16 protein-coding genes are annotated in these 25771 nt (G+C 69.1%); 6 read left to right on the top strand and 10 right to left on the bottom strand.

The features are described 5' to 3' along the window. Positions 1-4: 4 nt before the first annotated feature. On the bottom strand, positions 5-1894 hold the full coding sequence (locus ACF8NF_RS17505; protein WP_016445927.1) for an alpha/beta hydrolase: 1890 nt from the start codon (positions 1892-1894) through the stop codon (positions 5-7). A 144-nt stretch (positions 1895-2038) separates the two neighbouring features. Between ACF8NF_RS17505 and ACF8NF_RS17500 the strand changes: the two genes are divergently transcribed. Then, positions 2039-2383 carry a hypothetical protein gene (locus tag ACF8NF_RS17500; RefSeq protein WP_016445926.1) on the top strand — a complete coding sequence of 115 codons (345 nt, stop codon included), beginning with the start codon at positions 2039-2041 and terminating at the stop codon, positions 2381-2383. Here ACF8NF_RS17500 and ACF8NF_RS17495 read toward each other — a convergent pair. Continuing rightward, positions 2303-3184, bottom strand: coding sequence for a polyphenol oxidase family protein (locus ACF8NF_RS17495; protein WP_392450974.1), 882 nt, complete (start codon positions 3182-3184; stop codon positions 2303-2305). The genes ACF8NF_RS17500 and ACF8NF_RS17495 overlap by 81 nt on opposite strands. Then, positions 3181-3846: a maleylacetoacetate isomerase gene (gene maiA / locus ACF8NF_RS17490; protein ID WP_016445924.1), complete on the bottom strand. Its 666-nt coding sequence runs from the start codon at positions 3844-3846 to the stop codon at positions 3181-3183. The genes ACF8NF_RS17495 and maiA overlap by 4 nt, the downstream gene beginning before the upstream one ends. Positions 3847-3933: 87 nt before the next feature. On the opposite strand from maiA, the gene ACF8NF_RS17485 reads away from it, so the two are divergent. From ACF8NF_RS17485 to ACF8NF_RS17475, 3 genes are all read left to right on the top strand, one after another. Further along, positions 3934-4629, top strand: a complete 696-nt coding sequence (locus tag ACF8NF_RS17485; protein ID WP_016445923.1) for a fumarylacetoacetate hydrolase family protein — start codon at positions 3934-3936, stop codon at positions 4627-4629. Positions 4630-4776: 147 nt separating this feature from the next. Next, the gene (locus ACF8NF_RS17480) at positions 4777-5340 is read left to right on the top strand and encodes an NUDIX hydrolase (protein WP_016453500.1); all 564 of its coding nucleotides are present in this window, start codon (positions 4777-4779) and stop codon (positions 5338-5340) included. A 247-nt stretch (positions 5341-5587) separates the two neighbouring features. Beyond that, complete coding sequence (locus ACF8NF_RS17475) at positions 5588-8398, top strand: chemotaxis protein CheW (protein WP_392450973.1); 2811 nt, start codon at positions 5588-5590, stop codon at positions 8396-8398. A gap of 19 nt (positions 8399-8417) precedes the next feature. Here the strand turns inward: ACF8NF_RS17475 and ACF8NF_RS17470 are convergent, their stop codons facing one another. The 5 genes from ACF8NF_RS17470 to ACF8NF_RS17450 all read right to left on the bottom strand — a co-directional run bounded on the left by ACF8NF_RS17470 (position 8418) and on the right by ACF8NF_RS17450 (position 19948). Then, complete coding sequence (locus tag ACF8NF_RS17470; protein ID WP_016445920.1) at positions 8418-9425, bottom strand: patatin-like phospholipase family protein; 1008 nt, start codon at positions 9423-9425, stop codon at positions 8418-8420. Then, on the bottom strand, positions 9425-11560 hold the full coding sequence (gene ligA, locus ACF8NF_RS17465; RefSeq protein WP_016453503.1) for an NAD-dependent DNA ligase LigA: 2136 nt from the start codon (positions 11558-11560) through the stop codon (positions 9425-9427). The genes ACF8NF_RS17470 and ligA overlap by 1 nt, the downstream gene beginning before the upstream one ends. A gap of 47 nt (positions 11561-11607) precedes the next feature. After that, positions 11608-12948: a cell division protein ZipA C-terminal FtsZ-binding domain-containing protein gene (locus ACF8NF_RS17460; protein ID WP_016445918.1), complete on the bottom strand. Its 1341-nt coding sequence runs from the start codon at positions 12946-12948 to the stop codon at positions 11608-11610. 57 nt (positions 12949-13005) lie between these two features. Further along, positions 13006-16533, bottom strand: a complete 3528-nt coding sequence (gene smc / locus ACF8NF_RS17455) for a chromosome segregation protein SMC (RefSeq protein ID WP_392450972.1) — start codon at positions 16531-16533, stop codon at positions 13006-13008. A 133-nt stretch (positions 16534-16666) separates the two neighbouring features. Then, positions 16667-19948 (bottom strand): EAL domain-containing protein, encoded by a 3282-nt coding sequence (locus ACF8NF_RS17450; protein ID WP_047218130.1) that lies wholly within the window; start codon positions 19946-19948, stop codon positions 16667-16669. 581 nt (positions 19949-20529) lie between these two features. Between ACF8NF_RS17450 and prpF the strand changes: the two genes are divergently transcribed. Further along, positions 20530-21741, top strand: a complete 1212-nt coding sequence (gene prpF, locus ACF8NF_RS17445) for a 2-methylaconitate cis-trans isomerase PrpF (protein ID WP_392450971.1) — start codon at positions 20530-20532, stop codon at positions 21739-21741. Between the two features lie 34 nt (positions 21742-21775). On the opposite strand, the gene ACF8NF_RS17440 is transcribed toward prpF, so the two are convergent. Continuing rightward, entirely contained in the window at positions 21776-22708 is a 933-nt protein-coding gene (locus tag ACF8NF_RS17440) for a pyridoxal-phosphate dependent enzyme (RefSeq protein WP_392450970.1), read from the bottom strand. Positions 22709-22775: 67 nt separating this feature from the next. Between ACF8NF_RS17440 and ACF8NF_RS17435 the strand changes: the two genes are divergently transcribed. Next, positions 22776-23696: a LysR family transcriptional regulator gene (locus tag ACF8NF_RS17435; RefSeq protein ID WP_016453509.1), complete on the top strand. Its 921-nt coding sequence runs from the start codon at positions 22776-22778 to the stop codon at positions 23694-23696. Here ACF8NF_RS17435 and prpR read toward each other — a convergent pair whose 3' ends face one another. Further along, positions 23697-25694: a propionate catabolism operon regulatory protein PrpR gene (prpR, locus tag ACF8NF_RS17430; RefSeq protein WP_374005258.1), complete on the bottom strand. Its 1998-nt coding sequence runs from the start codon at positions 25692-25694 to the stop codon at positions 23697-23699. Positions 25695-25771: the final 77 nt, after the last annotated feature.

The raw sequence follows: 25771 nt of genomic DNA, 5'->3' as shown, positions 1-25771 counted from the left end.
TGCCTCAGGCCTTGGCCAGCACGTAGCGGCCCGGGGCCGGCTCGATGGCCGTGTATTCCCTGCCCTTGCCGTACTGCTTTGGCGCCGCGACCAGCTTGCCGCCGTGCTCGGCCAGCCAGGGGCTCCAGTCGGCCCACCAGCTGCCGGGGTACTCGTCGGCGCCGGCCTGCCACTCCTTGAGCGTGGGCGGCAGCTGGCCGTCCTCGCGCAGCCAGTAGCTGCGCTTTTTCTTGGCCGGCGGATTGATCACGCCCGCGATGTGGCCGGATGCGCCCATGACGAAACGCTTGTCGCCACCCAGCACCTGGGTCGATGCATAGGAGCCGCCCACGGGCACGATGTGGTCCTCGCGCGAGCCGTAGATATAGGCCGGCAGGCGCAGCTGGTGCATGTCGATGCGCTCGCCGCAGACGGTCAGCGCACCGGGCTGGACCAGCTTGTTTTCCAGGTAGAGGTTGCGCAGGTACCAGGCGTAGTACGGGCCGGGCAGGTTGGTGCAGTCGCTGTTCCAGTACAGCAGGTCGAACGGCGGCGGTGTTTCGCCCTTGAGGTAGTTGCCCACCACGTAGTTCCAGACCAGATCGTTGGGACGCAGAAAGCTGAAGGTCGATGCCAGGTCCTGGCCCTTCATGAGGCCGCCCTCGCCCATCTGCATTTCGCGGAAGCGCACCACGGACTCGTCGATGAAGACATCGAGGATGCCGGTGTCGCTGAAGTCGATGAAAGTGGTCAGCAGCGTGACGCTGGCCACGGGAAATGGCACGCCGGCCGGCGCCGTGGCGCGGGCTGTGGATGTGCGGGCGGCGCTGCGGCTGCCAGCCGCGCGCTTGGCTGGAGCCGCCTTGGCCGCCGGAGCAGCAGCTGCGCCATGCTCGCGGTCGTGGCGTGCCTGCAGCACGGCCAGCGCGGTGGACAGCATGGTGCCGCCCACGCAAAAGCCCAGCACGTTGATCTGCTCGGCTCCTGCGATCTCGCGTGCCACGCGGATGCCGGTGAGCACGCCGTCTTCGATGTAGTTGTCCCAGGTCTTGTGCGCAAGGCTGTCGTCGGGATTGCGCCAGCTCATCACGAAGGTGCGGTGGCCCTGGCTGACGGCATAGCGGATCAGCGAGTTGTCGGGCTGCAGGTCCAGGATGTAGAACTTGTTGATGCACGGCGGCACCATGAGGAAGGGACGCTCGTGCACCTTGTCCGTCAGCGGCTTGTACTCGATGAGCTGGAACAGCTCGTTCTCGAACACCACGGCGCCTTCGGTGGTGGCAACGTTCTTGCCCACGGTGAACAGGCTCTCGTCGGTCATGGAGACATGGCCCTGGCGCATGTCGGCCAGCAGGTTGGCCACGCCCAGGGCCAGGCTCTCGCCCTGGGTTTCGATGGCCTTCTTCTGCGCCTCTGCATTGAGTGCCAGGAAGTTGCTGGGCGACATGGCCGCCAGCCACTGTTCCACAGCGAAGCGCACGCGGTTGCGGGTCTTCTCGTCGGCCTGCACGGCCTCGGCCAGGCCCATGAGCATGCGGCTGTTGAGCAGATAGGTGGCTGCGGTGGCCGCCGTCAGCGGGTTGTCGGCCCAGGATTGGGTGTTGAAGCGCTTGTCCTTGGCCAGCAGCGCCTGGGCGCCGCCCTGCTCGCACATGGCCTTGGCGCCGTCCAGGTACTGGCGCTGCAGATCCAGCAGCTTTTCGGGGTCCAGCGACAGCGCGTTCTCGGGCAAGGCGCCGGGTTCGGGGACTGCAGCCTTCCAGGCCTGGGCCATGTCCGGCATGCCCGCGCCCTGTGCTCCCGGCATTCCCGGTGATCCCATCTGCTGCAGTATCTGCAGCGTCCGGCTCCATTGCTCGTTCCAGAATTGCTGGATGGGTTGGCCTGGCAGGCCTGCGAGTGGGTCAAAATTCATGCTGCATCCTTGTTCGCGGATGCCGTTCGCAATAGCCTGGGGCTTGCGGGGCATCCGTTTTGATTGTGACCCAGGCGAGCCCCCCGTTGCCCGGCACAGCCCTCCACAAAAACCCGTGCCCGGTGCGCCTTTTTCGAATCGACCATGTATCTCGTTGTTATCGCCTGGTTGTATGTCACGCTGATGATGGCCGTGGCCGAAGCCGCCAGCCCCACGGGCAGCATACTCGGCGCCCTGGTCACTTTCGCACTGTATGGACTGCTGCCGCTGTCCATCGTGATCTACATCATGGGTACGCCCGCGCGCAACCGAAAGCGCCATGCGCGCGAACTGGCCGAGCGCCAGGCCTGGCTGGCGCAGCAGCAGGCCTCGCAGGGCACGGCGGACGCACCGGACGCGCCCGCGCCCTCAGTCCTTCCAGATGCAGGCGGCGAATCGGCCGCTGCTGCCCAGGCGGGCAGCGTCGCGCCGGTGCGAAAAGAACCGTGAGTCGTTGAGCACCGTGCACCATGCGTCGCTGCCGTCATTGCCATGGATGGCCGTGATGCCCAGCGCCGCCAGGCGCTGTCGCGCAAGCCCGGCCAGGCTGGCCAGGTACTTGGGGGTGCCCTCGCCCGCCTGAGGTATGGCGGTGAAATGCGCGGCGGCGGCGGCGTCATGCGCGATGAAGGCAGCGCGCACCTCGGCACCGACCTCAAAGGAACGCGGACCGATGCAAGGGCCCAGCCATGCCAGGGTCTGCGGCGCCACCTGCTCGGGTGCGGTCCGGAGCTGATCGGCAAAGCGCTTGAACAGAGACTCCAGCACACCGCCTGCCAACGGCTGACCCGCATGGCCAGGCGGCATTCCGGCCAGACCGCGCCAGCCCGCATGGGCCGCGCCCACCACGGCGCCGCTGCGATGGGCCAGCAGCACGGGCAGGCAATCGGCCACCATGATGGTGCAGACCACGCCCGAGGCGCTGGTCACGCAGGCATCGAAGGCCTGGCCCTGCGCGCTGCCTGCATCCAGTGCGATGACATCCACGCCATGCACCTGCTGCAGGAACACCGCGCAGGCATCCGGCGTATCCGCACGCACGATCTCCTGCAGGCGCTGGCGGTTGGCGCGCACGGCCTGGGGGTCGTCGCCCACATGGTCGCCCAGGTTCAGGCTGCACCAGGGCGCCGTGCTGACGCCGCCTTCGCGCGAGGTGCACAGCGCGTGCACGCCGGGCGGCGCGGGCCAGTCGGGCACCAGCCAGGATGCGGGGATGGTGCCGGGGATGGAGTCAGGCCGGGCCGCGCTCATTCCGCGTCGGGGCAGGCCGAGGGATGGGCCTTCTGGAAGGCCGGCAGCGCCTCGCAGCGATCGACGATGGCCGCCAGGCGCGGCAGGCCGTCCAGGCTCACGTTGAAGCGGCGGCCGTTGAAGATCTGCGGCACCAGGCAGCAATCGGCCAGCGTGGGCGTGTCGCCCCAGCAAAACAGCGAAGGCGGCAGGCCGGCGGCCTCGCGCTCGGCGGCCAGCAGGTCCAGCTGGCGCTCGAAGGCCTCCAGGCCCGATCGCACCCAATGCACGTACCAGCCGCTCTTGGCCTCGTCAGAGACACCCAGGTTGCGCACCAGGTACTTGAGCACGCGCAGGTTGTTGAGCGGATGGATCTCGCAGGCCACCATCTGGGCCAGTGCGCGCACATGGGCACGGCCCAGGGCGTCACGCGGCAGCAGCGGTATTTCGGCATGGGTCTCATCGAGATATTCGATGATGGCCATGGACTGGGTCAGCCAGTGGCCGTCCTCGGTCTCCAGCGCCGGCACCAGCGCATCGCCGACATGCTGGGCATAGGCCGGCGCCTTGTGGTCGCCGCGCAGCAGGTGCACGGGTACGGATTCATAGTCCAGGCCCTTGATCTGCAGCGCAATGCGCACGCGGTAGGAGGCCGACGAGCGGAAGTAGGTGTGGAGCTTCATAGACCGCAAAGCATACCGTGCAGCAGCGCCGATGCATGGCACACTTGCGGCGGCGCCCAAGAGACAAGGCGCCAGAGGAACACCGACATGAGCTACGTTTTCAACCCGCCCGCAGTGGCCAGCGTACCCGTCCTGGGCCGCCCCGAGCGCTTCCCCGTGCACCGCATCTACTGCGTGGGCCGCAACTACGAAGAACACGCCAAGGAGATGGGCTTCACCGGCCGCGAGCCGCCCTTCTTCTTCCTCAAGCCTGCCGACGCCATCGTGCCCGTCGAGGCCGGCACCACGGGCACCATGCCCTACCCCACGCTGACCTCCAACCTGCACCACGAGATCGAGCTCGTCGTGGCCATCGGCAAGGCGGGCAAGAACATCCTGGCAGCCGATGCGCTGGACTACATCTGGGGCTACGCCGTGGGCCTGGACATGACGCGCCGCGACCTGCAAAACGACATGAAGAAGCAGGGCCGACCCTGGTGCATCGGCAAGGCCTTCGAGCATGCCGCACCCATCGGCCCCATCACCCCGGCAGCCGAGGCCGGCGACATCGCCAAGGCCGCGATCTCGCTGCAGGTCAATGGCGCCGACCGCCAGCGCAGCGACATCGGCAAGCTGATCTGGAACATTGCCGAGACCATCGAGCACCTGTCGGCGGCCTGGGAACTGCAGCCCGGCGACCTGATCATGACGGGCACGCCCGAAGGCGTGGCCGCCGTGGTGCGCGGTGACCTGCTGGAAGGCCGCATCGACGGGCTGAGCCCCTTGAGCGTCAAGATCGCCTGAGTTTTCTCTGAGCCTGGCGACAGGCCGGCAAGGCAGCAGGGAGCACGCTCCCCGGCCTGCCGGCCTTTGTGTTTGAACCTACGGTCCGCCGCACAGAATGCCTTACTGCCTTCCGTCTGGCGGCGCTTTCACTTTCATGGTGTCGGCATGATTTTTCGCAGCCCCATCAAGTTCTGCCGAGCCTGCGGCACGGCGGTGGTCTACCGCCTTCCTGACGATGGCGACACGCGCGAGCGCGCCGTGTGCCCGCACTGCCACACCATCCACTACGAGAACCCGCTGAACGTGGTGGGCACCATCCCCGTGACCGACGACGGCCGCGTGCTGCTGTGCAAGCGCAACATCGAGCCGCGCCGGGGCCTGTGGACCCTGCCCGCAGGCTTCATGGAACTGGCCGAGACCACGGCACGCGGTGCCCAGCGCGAGACCGACGAGGAAGCCGGCGCCGACATCGAGATGGGGCCGCTGTTTTCCATCGTGGACGTGCCCAAGGTCAGCCAGGTCCATCTGTTCTACCGCGCCCGTCTGCGCAGCGAGCAGTTCTACCCCGGCCCCGAGACCATGGAGGCCCGCCTGTTTGCGCAGGCCGATGTTCCCTGGGAAGAACTGGCCTTCCGCACCGTGCGCGTGACGCTGGAGCGCTACTTCGCCGACCGGGCTGCCGGCCTGCTGGACGCGCACCGGGTGCACTCCATCGACCTGAGCCTGTAGGCCTGCACGGCCGCCAGGCACCACAGTGCTGCACGGCGCCGGCGTACGCACTGCGGTGATGCCGGGCCATGCCCCGGTGTGGCACCGGACGGGCTGCGTGCGGGGAGCAGGCGGCGGTCCGTCACCCCTACGTCACCTTGAAGACACATTTAGTCACAAACTGGCCTCCTTCTTGCTCTTTGCATAGGGCTTTTCCCTGAGCGGAAAAGTTGGTTTACCGAACCTGAACCTGACTGCGGAGCGCCCCATGGCCACATCCCTGCCCACCGACCTGATTCTTCCCCACCTGCGGGAACTCAACCGCAACGCCGCCGACCTGCGCGAGATCCGGCTCATGTGGCGTCTCATCGAGGCTTCGGCCCGCATGCAGGCCTCGCAGCAGGGACAGGCCCTGGTGTCCATGCTGACCGACACGCGCCAGGGGTTGGAGCAGCTGGAGCAAGGCCTGCTGCAGTCGCAGCTGGCCCAGTCCGCGCAGGAAGCCATGGCCCAGCTGGGCATGCAGTCCAGCCATGCCATCGACCTGCTGGTGCGCAGCCTCTACGAGCGCACGGCCGATGTCGGCTTCCTGGCCGCCGATTCCGTGCTGTGCGAGGCCATGGCCCAGCTCGGCGATGGCGACATCCTGCTGGACATGGCCGCGGGCGGCCTGCACGCCTGGCAGGCTCCGCTGCAGCTGCACCTGCAGGCCTACCGTGCCAAGTACACGGTCTACGACGACATCCTGCTGCTGGACACCCAGGGCCAGGTCTGCGCACGCGCCCAGGCAGGCGACAAGCCGCTGCCGCCCTGCGCCGAGGGTTGGTTCCAGCAGTGCCTGCAGCAGGCCGGCCATGTCAGCCATTTCGGCGCCAGCTGCGTGCTGCCCGGCGCAGACCGCCTGATCTACGCGCAGCGCCTGCTGCATCCACGCACCATGGCGGTGCTCGGCGTGCTGTGCCTGAGCTTCGACTTCGCGGCCGAGATGCAGGCCATCTTTGCCTCGGGCGGGCCGCGCGCCCAGGTGGGACTGCTGCTGGATGCGGCTGGACTGGTCATTGCCAGCAGCGATGACCACTGGATCGCCCCCGGCAGCCGCGTACCCATGCACCACGGCGATGCCGTGCAGCCGCTGATCCACGCCGGCCGCACCTATCTGGTGCGTACGGCCCGCGCCTTGCCCTACCAGGGCTATGCGGGCCCCGAGGGCTGGCAGACCCAGGTCATGGCGCCGCTGGACCTGGCCTTCGCCACCCAGCAAAGGCCGCAGGTACTGCAGGCACTGGAGCCTGCCATCGCCGAAGGACTGATGGCCCAGTCCCGGGGCTTTTGCCCGCCCCTGCACGCCATGGCACGCGCGGCCGACGACATACGCCGCGTGGTCTGGAACGGCCAGGTGCTGGCTGCCAGCCAGGCGCCGGAGTCCCCCGTGCAGGGCACGGCCCACCCGGACCCGCTGCAGGCCGTGCTGGAGCAGATGAGCGAGACCGGCGACCTGACCCATGCCGTGTTCACGCGCGCCATCCACGGCCTGCACGAGACGGCGCTGTCCACGCGGCTGCAGGAGCACACCACGCTGAACCGGCTGCTGATGGACCTGCTGGAGCGCAATCTCTACGAACGCGCCAACGATTGCCGCTGGTGGGCCCTGACGCCAGGCCTGCAGAAAGTGCTGCAAGACAACAGCGGCTGCCTGGCCCTGTCGGTACAGGCACACGACGCCGCGCAGCGTCTGCTGGAGCAGCTCAATGCGCTGTACACCGTCTATGCGCGCATTGCGCTGTATGACGCCCAGGGCCTGGTGCTGGCCTGCAGCCATGAGGACGAACCCGGTCTGCCGCTGTCACCCGGCGTGCGCGTGCAGGCCTCGGCACTGCAGGCCACCATGGCGCTGCGCGATGCCCAGGCCTATCACGTGCAGGAGCTGGACGATGGGGGCCTGCCCGTCCACGTCTACCACGCCGCATTGCGCGCCCCCTCAACCACCAATGGACATGGGCATGGGCAGGGCGCAGATCAGGGCCCCGCCATCGGCGGCATTGCCCTGCTGTTCCACACGCGCCGAGAACTGCAGGCCATGCTGCAGGCCGCTGCACCGGAGCAGTCCGAAGACGCCGGCCCCGAAGACCACGGCCTGCCCCGTTTGCCGATGGAGGCTTTCTACGTGGCACGCGACGGCCGCATCATCGCCGCCAGCCACGGCGGTCGGCCGCTGGGCAGTTGCATAGAAGGCGTGGCCGGGCTGGCAACGCTGGCCGATGGAGAGGTACGCAGCAGCATCGAGGAAATCGAAGGCCACTACTGCATCGTCGGCATGGCTGCCGGGCGCGGCTACCGCGAGTTCCGGCTGGACCAGGGCGCGGCACGCGATGCAAAGGAAAGCGCAACGGAGGACACACTGGCCGGCCTCGTCAGCCTGAGCCTTCAGCGGCTGGGCCCTGTGCATGCCGATGCGCGCAACCGCGCCCTGCGCCTGGCGCCGGCCACGCGGCTGGATGGCTCGCGTCCTGTCGCGCGTGCGCTCGCCGCGCACGGCGGTGGCGATGCGCCGGTGGAACTGGCCAGCTTCTACGTGGGCGCCAGCCTGCTGGCCCTGCGCGCGGGCGATGTCTGCGAGGCCCTGCCCGCCAGCGCCATCTCGCCCGTGGCAGCAGGGCGGCTGCCGTTTTGCGTGGGTGCGCTGGCGCGGCGCAGCCAGGGCAGCGTCAGCGGCTATGTCTGGGTGTTCGACCTGGCCGCGCTGCTGCAGGGCCGGCCCGGCGTGGTCACCGAGCAGTCGCAGGTCATCGTGGTCCAGCACGGCGGCCTGCGCGTGGGGCTGCTGGTCAGCGCGCTGCAAGGCGTGCACCGGCTGCCGGGCAGCGCGCTGGTGGAATCGCCCATGCTCAGCGTGGCCTCCACGACGCCGGCCCTGGTGCGGGAGCTGGTGCATGCCGGCGCGGGCCTGCCGCTGATCCAGTGCCTGGATCCGGCTGCATTGATGCAACGGCTGCAGCCTTCGCGCGGCGCGGCGGCCAACGCAGACCGCAGCGCGGCAGCAGTGGAGCGCGAGGCGGCCTGGGATGCCCAGGCGGCATAGGGCGCGTTCCCCCGGGGCCTCACAGACCCCAGTGGCGCAGGCCCGGAAGCGCGGCCTGCGCCGCCTCGTAGCCTTCGTCGATGGCCTCGCGGGCGCGGTGGAAGTCCAGCAGGCCCAGGTGGGACAGGCGCGGGGCGATCACCAGCTCGGGCGGGTCACCCGCCATGCGGCTGCGCGTGATGCGCATCTGCATGATGTTGACGCTGGTCATCACCACGTCCAGCAGCGAGGGCGGCCGGGGCGGGGGCTCGGTCTCGCGGCCTGCCTCATCGCGGTGGTGGCCGGGCATCCACCCCATCACGCCACGCTGCAGCCGGCGCATCCAGGCCGAGCCGGCCACGGCGCTGGCCTGGCCCGACAGGTCCTCGGGCGCCACGCCCTGCTCCACGGCGGGCGGGGCCTCCTCCAGCGGCGGCGCAGCGGCCATGGCGGCAGCGGGCGCCAGCGGCCGCATGTGGCGCCGCATGATGTCGGCATTGAGATCGACCGCGATCACGATGTCCGCGCCCATGGCGCGCGCCAGCGAGGCGGGCACGGGGTTGACGATGCCGCCATCGACCAGCAGCCGCCCTTCGCGCTGCACGGGCGTGAACAGGCCGGGCAGCGCGATGGAGGCGCGCACGGCATCGGCGATGGAGCCCTTGCGCAGCCAGACCTCGGCACCCGAATGCAGGTCGGTGGCCACGGCGCCGAAGGGAATCTTCAGATCCTCGATGGCCGAGTCCACGAAATGCTCGCGCCAGAACGAGATCAGCTTCTCGCCCTTGAGCATGCCGCCCGCGATGTTGAAGTCCATGAAGCCGAAGACCTTGCGCATGCCCAGGCCCAGCACCCATTCCTCGAAGCGCTGCATTTCACCGGCCGCATAGGAGGCGCCCACCAGGGCGCCGATGGACGAGCCGCAGATGATGTCGGGCCGCAGGCCCGCATCCTCGAGCGCGCGCAGCACGCCGAAATGCGCCCAGCCGCGCGCCGACCCGCTGCCCAGCGCCAGGCCAACCACGGGTTTGCGCGGACTCAGCGCCATCAGCCCTGCTCCGCTGCGGCTGCAGCAGGGGGATCACCTGCCAGCAGGGCCAGCATGCCGGCCTCGTCCAGCACGGGCACACCCAGTTCCTCGGCCTTGGCCAGCTTGCTGCCGGCCTCGGCGCCCGCGACCACGTAGCTGGTCTTTTTGCTGACCGATCCGGAGACCTTGGCGCCAGCGGCCTCCAGCATCTCCTTGGCCTGGTCGCGGCCCAGCGTGGGCAGCGTGCCGGTGAGCACCACGGTCATGCCGGCCAGGGGCTGGGCGGTCTGCTCGCGCGCCGCGCCCTCTTCCCAGTGCACGCCGCAGGCACGCAACTGCTCGACCACCTCGCGGTTGTGGGGCTGGGCGAAGAAGGTGTGGATGCTCTCGGCCACGATGGGCCCGACGTCGCGCACCTGCAGCAGTTGCTCGACGCTGGCGTCCATGATGGCGTCCAGCTGGCCGAAATGGCGGGCCAGGTCCTTGGCCGTGGACTCGCCGACCTGGCGGATGCCCAGGCCGAAGAGGAATCGCGCCAGCGTGGTCTTCTTGGATTTCTCCAGCGCATCCAGCACGTTCTGGGCCGACTTCTCGGCCATGCGGTCCAGCGATGCCAGGGCCACCAGGCCCAGGCGGTAGAGGTCGGGCAGCGTGCGCACCACATGGCCGTCCACCAACTGGTCCACCAGCTTGTCGCCCAGGCCCTCGATGTCCATGGCGCGCCGCGCGGCGAAGTGCAGGATGGCCTCCTTGCGCTGCGCCGGGCAGAACAGGCCGCCCGTGCAGCGGTGGTTGGCCTCGCCCTTGGGGCGCGACACCGCGCTGCCGCAGATGGGGCATGCAGCGGGCATGCGGAAGTTGGGCACATAGGCCGGCCGGTCGCCGGGCACGCGGCCCACGACTTCGGGAATCACATCGCCGGCGCGGCGCACGACCACGGTGTCGCCGGTGCGCACGCGCTTCTTGCGGATCTCGAACAGGTTGTGCAGCGTGGCATTGGTGACGATGACGCCGCCCACGGCCACGGGCGCCAGGCGCGCCACGGGGGTGAGCTTGCCCGTGCGGCCGACCTGTATGTCGATGCCTTCCATGCGCGTGGGCATTTCCTCGGCCGGGTACTTGTGGGCCACGGCCCAGCGCGGCTCGCGCGAGACAAAGCCCAGCTGGCGCTGCTGGGCCAGGCTGTTGACCTTGTAGACCACGCCGTCGATCTCGTAGGGCAGCGTGGCGCGCTCGGCGCCCATGCGCTGGTGGAAGGCCACCAGCTCGGCCGCACCCTTGGCGATACAGACCTGGGGCGCCACCGGGAAGCCCCAGTCGCGCAGCGTCTGCAGCATGGCGTAGTGGGTGCCGAAGTCGGGGCCGCCCTGCGCGGCCGGCGTGATCTCTCCCAGGCCATAGGCGAAGAAGGACAGCGGGCGCTGGGCCGCAATGCCCGAGTCCAGCTGGCGCACCGAGCCCGCCGCCGCATTGCGCGGATTGGCAAAGCTCTTGCCGCCGGCGGCCTGCTGGCGTTCATTGAGCCGGACGAAGTCGGCGCGGCCCATGTAGACCTCGCCGCGCACCTCGACCACGGGAGGCACGCCCTTGCCTTCGGGCAGGGACAGCGGAATCTTGCGGATGGTGCGGATGTTGTGGGTGACGTCCTCGCCCACCTCGCCGTCGCCGCGCGTGGTGGCCTGCACCAGGCGGCCGTTCTCGTAGCGCAGGTTCATGGCCAGGCCGTCGAACTTGGGCTCGGCAACGTACTCCACGGGCGGCGCGCCTTCGGCCAGTTCCAGCTCCTTGCGGATGCGTGCGTCGAAGGCCTCGGCTCCCGTGGCCTCGTTGTCGGTCTCGGTGCGGATGCTGAGCATGGGCACGGCATGGCGCACGGGCATCAGGCCGTCGAGCACGGCGCCGATCACGCGCTGCGTGGGCGAGTCCGGGGTGACCAGTTCGGGGTAGGCACCTTCCAGCGCCTGCAATTGCTGGAAGACGCGGTCGTACTCGCCGTCGGGCACGGTGGGCGTGTCCAGCACGTAGTACTCATGTGCCCATTGGTTGAGCTGGGCGCGCAGCGCCTGCACCTTGGCCAGCACCTTGTCGGGGGCGGCCCCGGACTCCGGCGCCGCGGGGGCTGCGCCGGAGAAGAGATCCAGATTGTCGTTCATGGGGTTGAGGCCAGGAGCCTGTTGTGCACCAGGGGCACCGCGCCGCGTCAGCTGAACAGTCGCCGCGCCAGCATGGAGCCCGCCGACAGCTCGCGGCTGTCGAGCTTGTCATAGAGTTGTTCCAGGTCGTGCTGGATGGGGTCCAGCGCCATGGCCGGCAGCAGGTAGCCGTTCTGGTCGCAGAGCACTCCATCCATGGTCTGGCACAGGCGCTCGGCCACCTGGCGCAGCTGCACGAAGGCCTGCTCGCCGCGCGGCACCTGGGGCACGTCCAGGCTCAGCAGGAACTCGCGCACCACCGAGGTGTCCAGGTCGTCGGCCATGGCCGCCTGCGGGTCGTAGTTGAGCACCAGCACCGGCGGCATGCCGGGCGTGGGCGAAGGCAGGGCCATGCGCCCGGGCATGGAGCCCGGCAGAAAGCCCTGGCGCGATGCGTTCTGCTGCACATAGCCCGCGCTCCAGGAGGCCTGGCGTGCGCGCAGCATGAAGGTGAGCTGGGCATCGTGCTCGCTGGCGAACTGGTCGAGCTCGCGCGCACGCGCCACTTCCTGCAGCATGTCGGGCACGTCGGGCGTGGCGCCCAGCGCGTCGGCAAAGCGCTGCACCTTGGCAACGAACTCGGAGAACTCGATCTCGTTGAGCGCACCCGTGCGGTTGGCCAGCTGCACGCCGGCCTGGAAACCCAGGTAGCGCTGGCCGGGCTGCAGCGGCTCCCACTGGTGGGTGGACTGGTTCATGCCTTCGATGGCAAACGGCTTGTTGCCCGCGCGCCGCGTGGCCGGCTGGGCCTGCAGCGCCAGCTCGCCAGGCACGGCCTGGCCGACCTGCACGGGGGCAATGGCATCGATCAGCGCATCCAGGCCCGGCCGGCTGGCCGCAGCGCTGGTCAGGGCCGCGTCGTTGAGGGAAGGCTCGATGGACTGCGGTGCCAACGGGGATGGCGCAGGCACTGACGCAGATGCGGGTGCCGATGCGCTGGCGTCTTCAGCCGCCTGCAGGGCATGGGCAGCCTGCGCGGTCTGCACCGCCTGGGCTGCCTTGGCCGCCAAAGCGGCCTGGGCCTCGGCCTGGCGCTGCTGCTCTTCGAGCTGGACCAGATGGGCCAGTTCGGCATCGGTTTCGGCAAAGCGGTCCACGGCGGCAGGGCTCTGGCCCGGGGCTGCCGTGCCGAAGTCGCCCAGCACGGGCTCGCGCAGGCTGTGCGTCAGGTCCGGGCCGTGGCCCACGGTGTCCATGCCGGGCTCATGGCGCGAGGGATCGCGCTGCGCCTCTTCGACGGGGTCGGCGCGCTTGGGTGCGTTGCGGCGTGCGGACCAGCTGTTGTAGGCAATGATCAGGGCCAGCACCACAAAGCCCAGGACGGCCAGACTGATTTGCAGGTTACTCATGGAATGAAGGAATGAAACGTCGTTCCAGCAAATAGGTTCGGAAGGTTGCGGACATGCTCAGGATAGCTCAGCCATGGACAGCGCGGACTCCATGTCCACGGCCACGATGCGGGACACGCCCTGCTCCTGCATGGTCACGCCGATGAGCTGCTGCGCCATTTCCATGGCGATCTTGTTGTGGCTGATGAACAGGAACTGCGTGCCCTTGCTCATGCTGGCCACCAGCTTGGCATAGCGCTCGGTGTTGGCGTCGTCCAGCGGCGCGTCCACCTCGTCCAGCAGACAGAACGGCGCCGGGTTGAGCTGGAAGATGGCGAAGACCAGGGCAATCGCCGTCAGCGCCTTTTCGCCACCGGACAGCAGGTGGATGGTCTGGTTCTTCTTGCCGGGCGGCTGCGCGATCACCTGCACGCCCGAGTCGAGGATTTCATCGCCGGTGATCACCAGCTTGGCCTGGCCACCGCCGAACAGCTCGGGGAACATGCGCCCGAAGTGCCCGTTCACGGTCTCGAAGGTGCCCGACAGCAGCTCGCGCGTCTCGGCGTCGATCTTGCGGATGGCATCTTCCAGCGTGTTCATGGCCTGGGTCAGGTCCTCGGTCTGCGCGTCGAGGAAGGTCTTGCGCTCGCGCGCCAGCTTCAGCTCGTCCAGCGCCGCCAGGTTGACCGCGCCCAGGGCGGCGATCTCGCGGTGCAGCCGGTCGATCTCGCCCTGCAGGCCGTGCATGCGCACATTGGCCTCGGCAATGGACTGGGAGACGGCTGCCAGGTCGGCACCGGCCTCCTCCAGCAGGGTGGAGTACTGCTCCAGGCCCAGGCGCGCGGCCTGCTCCTTGAGCTGGAATTCGGTGATGCGCTGGCGCAGCGGGTCCAGCGCCTTCTCCAGCTGCTGGCGGCGTTCGTCGCTGGCGCGCAGCTTGTTGGTCAGGTCGTCATATTCGCTGCGGCGCGCGGCCACGGCCTGCTCGCGCTGCATCTTCAGATCCAGCGCGTCCTGCAGGCCGCCCTGGGCGGCGGCATCGGTCAGGCGCGTGAGTTCGTCCTGCGCGCGCTGCTGCTCGTCGGCCAGCGAGCGGGCCTGCTGGCTGGCCGTCTCTATGGTGCGGCTGAGTTCGCCCCGGCGAGCCTCCAGGCTGCGCCGCGAGAAAGTGGCCTCCTGGGCCTGGCGCTCCAGCGTGCGCAGCTGCTCGCGCGATTCGTTCAGGCGCCGCTCGGACTCCAGCACCTTGTCGCCCAGCTGGGCATGGCGCTCCTGGCTGTCGGCCAGCTGCATGTCCAGTTCCTCGAAGCGGGCTTCGGCCGCCACGCGGCGCTCCTCGATGTCGGACAGCTGGGCCTCGACCTCGGCCAGGTCGGCGCTGATCTGGGCATTGCGCGCACGGGCCTGCTCGGCCAGCTGCGACAGGCGCAGGGTCTCGACCTGCAGCTCATGGGCGCGGCCTTGCGATTCGCTGGCCTCGCGCCGGGCGCTGACCAGGCGCTGCGAGGCCTCGGCATAGGCGCTTTCGGCACGCACCAGGGCCGTGCGCGATTCGTCGGAGATCAGCGCCTGGGCGCGCACTTCCTTTTCGAGGTGCTCGATTTCCTGGGCGCGTGCCAGCAGGCCGGATTGCTCCGAGTCCTGCGCATAGAAGCTCACGCTGTGGCTGCTGACGGCATGGCCCGTGGGCACATAGACCGTCTCGCCGGGCCGCAGCTCGCCGCGGCGCGACAGCGCCTCTTCCAGCGTGGGCGCCGTGTAGCAGTCCTGCAGCCAGTCGCCGAGCACGGCGCGCAGGCCGGCATCGTTCACGCGCAGCAGATCGGACAGGTGCTGCCAGCGCCCCGGCGCGGGCGCGGGGGCGCCCTGCGGCGGGCTGAAGAAGGCCAGGCGCGCGGGCGGCGCATCGTGCCCGCCTGCGCCCAGGAAGCCGCGCACCATGTCGAGCTGGCCCACTTCCAGCGCGCCCAGGCGTTCGCGCAGCGCGGCCTCCAGCGCGTTTTCCCAGCCGGGCTCGATGGCAATGCGGCTCCACAGGCCCTGCATGCCGTCCAGGCCGTGCTTGGCCAGCCAGGGCTGGAGCTTGCCGTCGGTCTTGACCTTTTCCTGCAGGGCCTTGAGGGCTTCCAGCCGCGCCGACAGGTCGGCATGGCGCGCGGCCTCGGCATTGACGGCCTGCTGGCGCGTGCGACGGTCCTCATCGAGCTGGGGCACGGAGTCCTGCAGCTCGTTGAGCACGGCATCGGCCATTTCAGCCAGTTCGCGGGCCTCGTCCAGCTGGGACTGCAGATTGTGGAGGCGGGCCTCGTCGGGTGTCTCCAGCGCATTGCGGTCGGCGCGCAGTCGCTCGAAGCGGGTCTCGAACTGGCGGCGCTGCTCGTCCAGGCTGCGCTGCTCGGCAGCAAGCACCTGGATCTGCTGCTGCACCTGCACCACGCTGGCGCGCTGGTCGGCATCGGCCTTCTGGGCATTGCGCAGCGCCTCTTCCAGGTCGGGCAGGCGCATGCTCTGCTCCTCGACCTGGGCGGCCAGCATCTCGGCCTGTTCCTCGGCGTCCATACCGGCGCCGTCGAGATTTTCGATTTCGGCTTCGGCCTCCTCGCGGCGGCTGTTCCACAGCAGCACCTGCTCGGACAGCTGCTGCAGCCGCTGCTGCACGCGCTGGCGGCCTTCGAGCACGTAGCGGATCTCGGCCTCCAGCTTGCCGACCTCGGCCGTGGATTCGTAGAGCTTGGCCTGGGCCTGGTTGACCTGGTCGCTGGCGTCGTAGTGGGCCTGGCGCAGGGTTTCGAGTCCGCTTTCGTTGTTGCGGATGTCGGCCATGCGCTCTTCCAGCTCGTTGACGGCCTTCAGGCCCTCCACGCGCACGCGGTCCTGCTCGGCCTCGGCCTCGGCGCGCTTGAGAAACCACAGCTGCTGCTGCTTGAGCGTGACCTGGGACTGCAGCGCGTTGTACTGCGCCGCCACCTCGGCCTGCTTCTCCAGCCGGTCGAGGTTGTTGTTGAGTTCGCGCAGGATGTCCTCCACGCGCGTGAGGTTCTCGGTGGTGGCCGAGAGGCGGTTCTCGGTCTCGCGCCGGCGCTCCTTGTACTTGGACACGCCTGCGGCCTCTTCCAGGAACAGGCGCAGCTCCTCGGGGCGCGACTCGATGATGCGGCTGATCGTTCCCTGGCCGATGATGGCGTAGGCGCGCGGGCCCAGGCCCGTGCCCAGGAACACGTCCTGCACATCGCGGCGGCGCACGGCCTGGTTGTTGATGAAGTAGCTGCTGTTGCCCTCGCGCGTGAGCACGCGCTTGACGGCGATCTCACCGAACTGGCCCCACTGGCCGCCCGCACGGTGGTCGCTGTTGTCGAACACCAGCTCCACGCTGGAGCGGCTGGCCGGCTTGCGGTGCGTGGTGCCGTTGAAGATCACGTCCTGCATGGACTCGCCGCGCAGCTCGCTGGCCTTGCTCTCGCCCAGCACCCAGCGCACCGCATCCATGATGTTGGACTTGCCGCAGCCGTTGGGGCCCACCACGCCCACCAGTTGACCCGGCAGCATGAAGTTGGTGGGCTCGGCGAAGGACTTGAAGCCGGACAGCTTGATGGAATTCAGGCGCACGATGCAGGCACAAAGCGGTCCGCGGCGAACGGACAAACAAGGAGGTGAGGAAAGAACAAGGCAGCTCGGGATGATACCGCGCGCCACCCCCTCTCAAGAATGGAAAGCGGCCCGGGCGGGGCCGCTGCGAATGTCAAGAATGGTTTGAAGGGACCTCTGGCCCCGTGCTGGCGTCCGTGCATTCCGCCACTTCGGGCCGGTGTTGCGCCGGCTGGGTCAGGCATGCGGGGCTCAAGGCCGGGGGGCGCTGCAAGGGGGCGGCCTCGCGCACCAGGGCCTCGAAGCTGCGCACGGGCACGGGCGGGCTGAGCAGGTAGCCCTGCCAGACGTGGCAGCTCTGGTCTTCGAGGAATTGGCGCTGCGCCTCGGTTTCCACGCCTTCGGCAATGACCTGCAGTCCCAGGCTGGTGCCCAGGGCGACGATGGTGCGCGCAATGGCCGCGTCGTTGGGGTCGCTGAGCACGTCGCGCACGAAGCTGCGGTCGATCTTGAGCTGGTCCAGCGGCAGGCGCTTGAGATAGGCCAGCGAGGAATAGCCTGTGCCGAAGTCATCCAGCGAGAAGCCGACACCGTGGGCCTTGAGCGTGGCCATCTTGGCGGCCGTGTCGTCCACGTCGGCCAGCAGCAGGCTTTCGGTCAGCTCCAGCTTGAGCAGGCGCGGGTTGGCGCCGTGCTCCTTGAGCGCCTGCAGCACCTGCTCCACGAAGCGCGCCTGGTGGAACTGGCGCGGGCTGACGTTGACGGCCAGCACCATGCAGGCCATTTCGGGGTCCGCCGCCCATTGCGCCAGCTGCCTGCAGGCCTCGCCCAGCACCCATTCGCCCAGTTGCTGGATCAGGCCGGTCTCCTCGGCCAGCGAGACGAAGAGCGAGGGCGGCACCAGCCCTTCGCGCGGGTGGTTCCAGCGCAGCAGGCCTTCGGCGCCCACGATGCGTCCGTGCGCCATCTGCGGCTGGTAGTACAGGACGAACTGGCTGCGCACCAGGCCCTCGCGCATTTCCTGCTCCATGGCCGTGCGCGAGCGCAGCACGGCCTGCAACTGCGGATCGAAGAATTGCAGCGTGTTGCGCCCCATGCCCTTGGCCTGGTACATGGCCATTTCGGCGCGGCGCAGCACCTCGTCGGCGCTCAGTTCCTGCTCGCCGAACAGGCTGGCGCCAATGCTCATCGTGATGTGGCAGGACTGGCCTGCCAACTGCAGCGGCTGCTGCAGCAGCGAACGCATGCGCTGGACCTCGCCTTCCAGTTGCGAGGCCGCATGCATGGAGTCCTTGCCCAGGTCCTCCAGCAGCACGACGAAGTCATCGCCGCTGTGGCGGGCCAGCGTGGCCTCGGGCCCCAGGGACTGCGCCAGGCGCTCGGCAATCATGCGCAGCAGCACATCGCCAAGCTCCAGCCCCAGGCTGTCGTTGAAGGCCTTGAAGTTGTCCACGTCCAGCAGCATGACGGCGCCGCAGCGCCCGCGCCGGCGGCTGGAGGCCAGCGCCTGCTGCAACCGGTCCACCAGCAGGCGGCGGTTGGGCAGGCCGGTGAGCGCGTCGTGGAAGGCCAGGCGGCGGATTTCCTCTTCGGCGGTCTTGCGCTGGCTCTGGTCCTGCAGGATCAGCAGGCAGCCTTCGTCCAGCAGCATGCCGCCTATCGATACGGAACGCGTGCGGCCATCGCTGCCCATGAGCTGGTATTCCTCGCAGTTGAGGGTGCCACAGCTGTCGGACTCGCCGCTGTGCAGGCTCTGTGCCACGCGCGCCCTCGCCTGCGCGGCCTCGAAGCGGCGCTGCATGCGCAGGCGGCGGGCTTCATCGGGACACATGTTGCACCACCAGCCATCACCATCCATGCCGGCCGTGGCACCGTGGCCCGCCAGGCGCATGAATTCCTCGTTCCAATAGGCGAAGCGGCCGTCGTCCTGAAGCATGGCCAGGCCCAGAGGCAGGCGCTGGATGACCATGCGCAGATGGCGCGATCCATCGCGCTGCATCTGCTGCAGGTGGCGCCGCGCGCTGATGTCCTGCACCAGCGCCATCAGCCGCCGGGACGGGCCATGGCCCAGCGCGGAGATATGCAGCTCCACCCAGACCAGGGTGCCGTCGCGGCGCCGCAGCTGCCGCTCGATCTGCAGGGCCCCGCGCTGGCCCGCCGTCAGTTCCTGCAGCAGCACCCGGTCGCCCTCCAGGGTTTCGGCCGCCAACAGGGCCAGCAGGGGCCGCTGGCACAGCTGCTGCGCCTCATGGCCGGTAATGTCGCAGTACCTGCGGTTCACATGCAGGACGTTGCCGCTGGCCGCATCGACCTGCACCACGCCCACGGCAGCCTGCTCGAACAGGGCCTGAAAGCGGGCATCGCTCTCGCGCATGCTGCGGGAGGAGGCGCGCAGCTGGGCCCAGCTGGAAGGATGGCGCCGCCACCAGGCTGCCGCCAGCGACGCCAGCAGGGCCGACACGAGCATGCCCAGCGCGAAAAGAACCAGGGGCTGGACACGCTCGGTCCAGGACAGGGCCGTCCCCATGGGAATGAAGTTCAACCGCCACAGCCGGTCCTGGGCCTGCAGCGTCTGCTCCAGCACCACCTGGCCGGTGTCGCCCATGCCGGCCGCCTCCTGCCCGCGCTCCGGCCAGGCCGCGCCCAGGTACAGCGGCAGCGGCGATATGCCGGCCGGCGGCAGGGGCGAGGTCGGGCCTGCGTCATGCATGGCCAGCGCAAGCCGGCGCAGAAAGCCGCGTTCATGCAGGTCCTGCACCAGGTCGTGCACGCGCACGCTGACGTCGGCAGTCCCCAGAAACAGCGGCTGCGCGGCCTCCCCGTCCGGGGACTGGTGGTCCACAAGCGCAAAGACAGGCGCGCGCACCAGCACGGCGGTGGCATGCTCGCCGGGCTGCTTCAGCGCAAACGGTGCCGAGACCACGGCGGCCGCGCTGTCGCGACTGCGCACCATGCTGGCCATGAGGCTGGGGCGGTCGTGCATGTCCAGGCCGGCAATGGACTCGTTGCCCTCCAGCGGCCAGAGATAGTCGATGAAGAAATAGTGGGGCCCGGGCCGGGCGGTGAAGGCCTGATCCTGGCCGGGCAGACCGCGCTGCGTTGCGGCCCGTGTAAAGGACAGCGCCTGCATGCCCGGCTGCGCCTGTATGCGCAGCGCCTGCGCCATGCGCGCGAAGGCCGATTGCCCCATCTCGGGAGAGGCGGCCAGCTGGTTGGCCACATGCTGGACCATGACCGCGTAGGCATCCAGGCGCATCTCCAGCGCCTGGCGGGCCGACTGGGCCTGCTGGGTATGGCGCTGCAGGTCGATACGCTCCAGCGCCCGCTGCTGCTGCAAGGCAAGCACAGCGCTCAGGCACATGCCCACCGCCATGACGGTTGCGGCTGGCCAGGCGGCCCGGATGGCTACAAGCGTGCGCTGGGCAAAAACTGACATGGAGCGGCTAAGGCGGAATAGGCGGTCACGGGAAATCGGTCCAGGAGCACGGAACCGCTCGTTGCCAGCCCCATGGCAGGTTCACCGGAAAGGGCAGTACAGGCCATATGGAGCAGAGCGCGAGGATAAATGGATTTCGGCACGCGGCAGGCGAACCATGGATAAGACAAATCCTACAAACACCCTTCCTCTATCGTCTGCAAGCACACTTGCTGAAGGCTGGCCCGGGCAAACCCTAGAGAGCTCCGCAGGCCGGCGTGGGACTGGGGGACCGAACCGTTGCACGCTCCCTCATCCATGAAATCAAAAGCAGCAATTTTGAAACGACAGTGAAACGAATGTTGCGGCGGCAGCCAGCACCGCAGTGCACACGCCCTGTGCTGGCGCGCTGCAAGGCTTGCACGGGTTTTCCCTTGATGCGGATGGCATGGCGCGTGCAACAAACCTGGCCTACTGCCATCGCCTGACACCGCAGGGGACACCGTCCATGGGCATCAACCGCCGCCAGAGGCTGCGCGCTCCGGCGATCGGCAGACCGCAAGAACAGACACAGATACGAACAACAGCACAGGAGGCCTGAGATGGGCGCGATCCCCGAAACCTTTCTTCCCCAGTTGCGCATCCCTGCCACCTACCTGCGCGGCGGCACCAGCAAGGGCGTGTTCTTTCGCCTGCAGGATCTGCCCGAGGCGGCCCAGCGCCCCGGACCCGTGCGCGACGCCATCCTGTTGCGCGCCCTGGGCAGCCCCGACCCGTACGGCAAGCAGATCGACGGCATGGGCAATGCATCGTCCAGCACCAGCAAGGCCGTGATCCTGGCTCCCAGCAAGCGGGAAGGCCATGACGTGGACTATCTGTTTGGCCAGGTCGCCATCGACCAGCCGTTTGTGGACTGGAGCGGCAACTGCGGCAACCTCTCGGCCGCCGTGGGGCCCTGCGCCATCCACATGGGACTGATAGATCCCGCGCGCATTCCTCGCAACGGCACGGTCACCATCCGCATCTGGCAGGCCAACATCGCCAAGACCATCGTGGCCCATGTGCCCATCACGCAAGGCCAGGTCCAGGAGACCGGCTCCTTCGAGCTCGATGGCGTGACCTTCCCGGCCGCCGAAGTGGCGCTGGAGTTCCTGGATCCCGCCGATGAAGGAGACGATGGCGGAGCCATGTTCCCGACAGGCCACCTCGTGGACCGGCTGGACGTGCCCGGCGTGGGCAGTCTGGCGGCCACGCTGATCAACGCGGGCATTCCGACCATCTTCCTGAACGCCCAGGACCTGGGCTACACGGGCTGCGAGCTGCAGGACGCCATCAATACGGACGACGAGGCCCTGGCCCGCTTCGAGGCCATACGCGCCCACGGCGCGCTGCAGATGGGGCTGATCAAGGACCTGGCCGAGGCCGCCAGACGGCAGCACACGCCAAAGATCGCCTTTGTGGCGCCACCGGCCGCCTACACGGCATCCAGCGGCAAGCGCATTGAATCGGGTGACGTGGACCTGCTGGTGCGCGCCCTGTCCATGGGCAAACTGCACCACGCCATGATGGGCACGGCTGCCGTGGCCATCGGCACCGCAGCGGCCGTGCCGGGCACGCTGGTGAATCTGGCGGCAGGCGGCGGCGAGCGCAGCGCCGTGCGCTTTGGCCACCCCTCCGGAACGCTGCGCGTGGGCGCCGAGGCCCGTTTGGTGAACGGCCAGTGGCAGGTGACCAAGGCCCTGATGAGCCGCAGCGCACGCATCCTGATGGAAGGCTGGATCAGGGTCCCCGGCGAGGTGTTGAGCGCCGCATGAATGCGCGGGCCGGGACTTCAGGCCGCAGCCGTGCTCACGCCTCGGCTGCCAGCGCCGCCCCACGCCACGCCTGGAGCTGCTCCAGCGTGTTCGTCGTGCCGCCGCAGGCCACCACCAGCACGCGCTGGAAGCCTTGCAACGCAGGAGCGCGCCCGTAGGCCAGGGCCAGCGCGGCGCCACAGGCCGGCTCCACATGCAGGCGATGGTCTTCAATGAAGCGCAGGCAGGCCTGCAGCGCCTGCGCATCCGTCACCACGGCGCTGCGCACGGGGTGCACCTGCGCCAGATCGAAGGCCCGCTGGCAGACCTGGCGCGCGCCCAGCGAAGTAGCCACGCTGGTGATGCGGTCCAGCAGTACGCGGCGGCCCTGGGCCAGGGACTGCGCCAGGGAATCGGCGCCGGCCGTCTCCGCCGCGATCACGGGCACATCGGTCCAGCCATGGCGCTCCAGGCCCTGCACCACGCCGGCCAGCAGGCCGCCGCCGCCCACGGCCAGCACCACGGCGTCGGGCTTGAAGCCGGCAGCGGCCAGTTCGTCGACGAGGGTGGAATGCCCGGCCCACAGCAGCGGATCGTCAAACGGGTGGACAAAGGCATCGTCGGCACCCAGCAGGGACTGGGCCAGCGCATTGGCCTCGTCCCAGACGGAGCCATGCACGATCAGCTCGGCGCCCTGGGCGCGGATCAATACCCGTGCATGCTCGGTCGTGGTCTGGGGAACGACCACGGTGACGGGCATCGACAGCTGCCGTCCCGCATAGGCCACGGCAATGCCGGCATTGCCGCCCGACGAGGCCACAAAGCGCTTCTTGCCCTGGCCCGCCAGGGTCTCGCAGGCATGGCCTATGCCGCGCAGCTTGAATGATCCGCAAGGCTGCAGCGCGTCCAGCTTGAGCCAGATGTTCTGGCCGCTGGCCTGGCACAGGGCATGGGATTCGATGAGGGGAGTGGAGGTGTGCAAAGGCATGGAGCGGCAGTGTAGAACCGGGCTGCCATCGCGATAATCCCCTGGTATTTCAAATATTCTTTGCGCCATGAGCACAAATCAAGCCCTGCCCCTGTTCGGGGAAATGGCCATCTTCGTCAAGGTGGTGGACACGGGCAGCTTCTCCGAGGCCGCGCGCCAGCTGGGCAGCACGCCATCGGCCACCAGCCGGGGCGTGGCGCGGCTGGAAAAGGCGCTGGGCCTGCGCCTGCTGGAACGCACCACGCGCAAGCTGCGCCTGAGCGAGGCCGGCCGCGAAGTGCATGCGCGCTGCCTGGACATGGTGGGCGCCGCGCAGGCCGTCATGGCTGCATCCCTGCTTCAGGACGCGCAGCCGCGCGGCCTGGTGCGCATCAGCGTGCCCAAGGCCGTGGGCCATACCGTGGTCCATCCCCACATGCCCGACTTCCTGGCCCTGTATCCCGAGGTCGACGTGCAAATGCGGCTGGAAGACCGCTACATGGACCTGATCGATGACCCCGTGGACCTGGCCATACGCATCACCAACCACCCGCCGCCGGGCCTCATGGGCCGCCACCTGATGGACATCGACCATCTGCTGTGCGCCTCGCCCCAGTACCTGGCCCGGCACGGCACGCCCGCGCATCCGCTGGACCTCAAGGCCCACAGCTGCATCTACCTGGGAGAGGAGCCCGGCGACGCGCACTGGAAGCTGCGCGGCCGCGGCAAGACCGTCACCGTGGCCGTGCGCGGGCGCTATGCGGCCAACCACACCGGTGTGCGGCTGGACGCCGTGCTGCAGCACATCGGCATCGCCAGCCTGCCCCGCTTCACGGCACGGCAGGCCCTGGCGGACGGGCGCATCGTGCAGGTGCTGCCGGACTGGAGCTTCCTGCCCAACTACAGCGGCCAGCTGTGGATTCTTCACCCGCCCACCAGACATCTGCCACTGAAGCTGCGCGTACTGATGGATTTCCTGGCCGAGCGGCTGGGTGGCCATGCACCCTGATCAGTCCGGCGCCCTGAGCCTGCGCCACAACGTGGCCCGGCTGATGCCCAGGATCTCGCAGGCGCGGCGCTGGTCGCCCTGTACCTGCTCCAGCACTTCGCGCATGCGCTGGCGCTCGGCATCGCGCCGGGCCTCGCGCAGTTGCAGTTGCCGCTGCTGCGCTGGCAGGGCCTGAACGGTATCCTGCCCAGCCCCGTCGCATTCAGGAAAAAGCTCCCGCAAGCGGCCCATGTCCACGCGGCCCGCGCTGTCGCGCAGGTCGTGGCGGCAGGCCAGCAGGCGTTCCACCCAGTTGTCCAGCTCTCGCGCATTGCCGGGCCAGCGGTGGCCGGATGCCAGCTCCAGCAAGGCCGCCAGCAAGGGCTCCAGCGATGGCCCTTCCGCCTGCAGCGACTGCGTGCGCAGGCGCCGCGCCATCATGGCGCGGGCCAGGGCCTGGACATCGGCCGGGCCGCGTTCGTGCAGTCCGGGCATGTACAGGCGCAGCACGGCCAGGCGGTAGAACAGGTCACGCCGGAATTCACCGCGCTCGACCAGGGCCGCCAGATCGGCATGCGTGGCGGCGATGACGCGCAGGTCCACCGGCACGGGCGTGGTGGAGCCCACGCGCAGCACTTCGCGCTCCTGCAGCACGCGCAGCAGGCGGGACTGCAGGGCCAGCGGCATATCGCCGATCTCGTCCAGGAACAAGGTGCCCGTATGGGCCGCCTCGATCAGCCCGGTCTTGCCGCCGCGCCGCGCGCCGGTGAAAGCGCCTTCGTCGTAGCCGAAGAGTTCGCTCTCCAGCAGGCTTTCCCCCAGGGCCGCGCAGTTGACGGCCAGAAAGGGCTGGGCGGCGCGCCGGCTGGCGCGGTGCATGCCCTGGGCCAGCAACTCCTTGCCCGTGCCGCTGTCGCCCTGGATGAGCACGGTGGCATCGCTGGCCGCGAACTGGCGCGCCAGGCGGCGCACGCGCTGGGCGGGCCCGCTGTCGCCCGCGTAGTCTTCGATGCGCCAGCGCACGCCCGCGCCGCGCAGGCTGCGGTTGGCGCGCAGGTGGCGGTCGGCACGCTGGATGGTGGCCGGGTCGCGGCACACCAGCAAGGCGCCCGTGAGCTGGCCGTTTTCCACGATGGGCGCACGCCGCACGACCAGGGTGCGCATGGCCAGCTGGACCACGTCTTCACTGCCTTCGGGCTCCAGGGACTGCGACTGCAGCGCCTGTGCCAGTGCCAGCGCGGGTGCCACCTCGTCCAGCAGCCGACCATGCAGCGCATTGGCGGGCGCGCCCAGCAGCGCGGCCATGGTGGGGTTCAGGGCCTGGATGCGGCCTTGGGTGTCCACGGCGACCACGCCGTCCTGCAACTGGCCGAGCACGGTTTCCAGCCGCTGGTGGCGGGCGCGCTCGGCATGGCGGTGGCGGGCCAGCAGCACGGCGTCACGCAGGGCCTGCAGCACGGCGCCATCGGAGTACAGCAGCACGCTGGGAATGCCGGCCTGCTCGGCCAGGTCGGCCACCAGGCCGGGCGCGACGACGGCGCCCACGCCGGCGGCCTGCAGCGCACGCACGCAGGCCTGGGCATCTTCGGGTCCGTGGTAGCTGAACTGCGCAATGCCGGCGCCGAACAGCGCGTCGAACTGGGCCAGATGCGGCGAGGGATGGTCGAACGACACCAGCCCGATGCGTGGCGTGCCGCCGGACTGTGCCAGTGCACGTGCGCTGGCCAGCGCCTGCAGCAGATCGAAACCGCGCACCTCGATCATGACGACGGGGATATCGACCCGCTCGCGCACCCAGGCGCCGCTGGCCCCTGCGGCCACCAGGGCGTCTATGGGCTCGACCGCCTGCAGCGCACGCACGGCCTGCACGGCATCGTCAAAGGCCGCGCTGACATGCTCCACGCGCACCTGGTCGCCCACGGCCAGCGACATGCGCTCCAGCACGCGGCCGATGCGATGGCGGCCCACGGTGACGACGCGCGGCCAGGCTGCGCGGGGGCCGGCAGGGGTTGCATGCATGGAAGGCACAACTGATTCATTCATGCAACCGATTATTTCATTCATGCAACACCGCACCGGGCGAATCGGTGAATGCC

Source organism: Delftia sp. WSY_22 (assembly GCF_043104185.1).
Lineage (GTDB): Bacteria > Pseudomonadota > Gammaproteobacteria > Burkholderiales > Burkholderiaceae_C > Comamonas > Comamonas tsuruhatensis.
The sequence above is the reverse complement of the archived record's forward strand: the minus strand, read 5'-3'. Positions and strand labels throughout refer to the sequence as shown.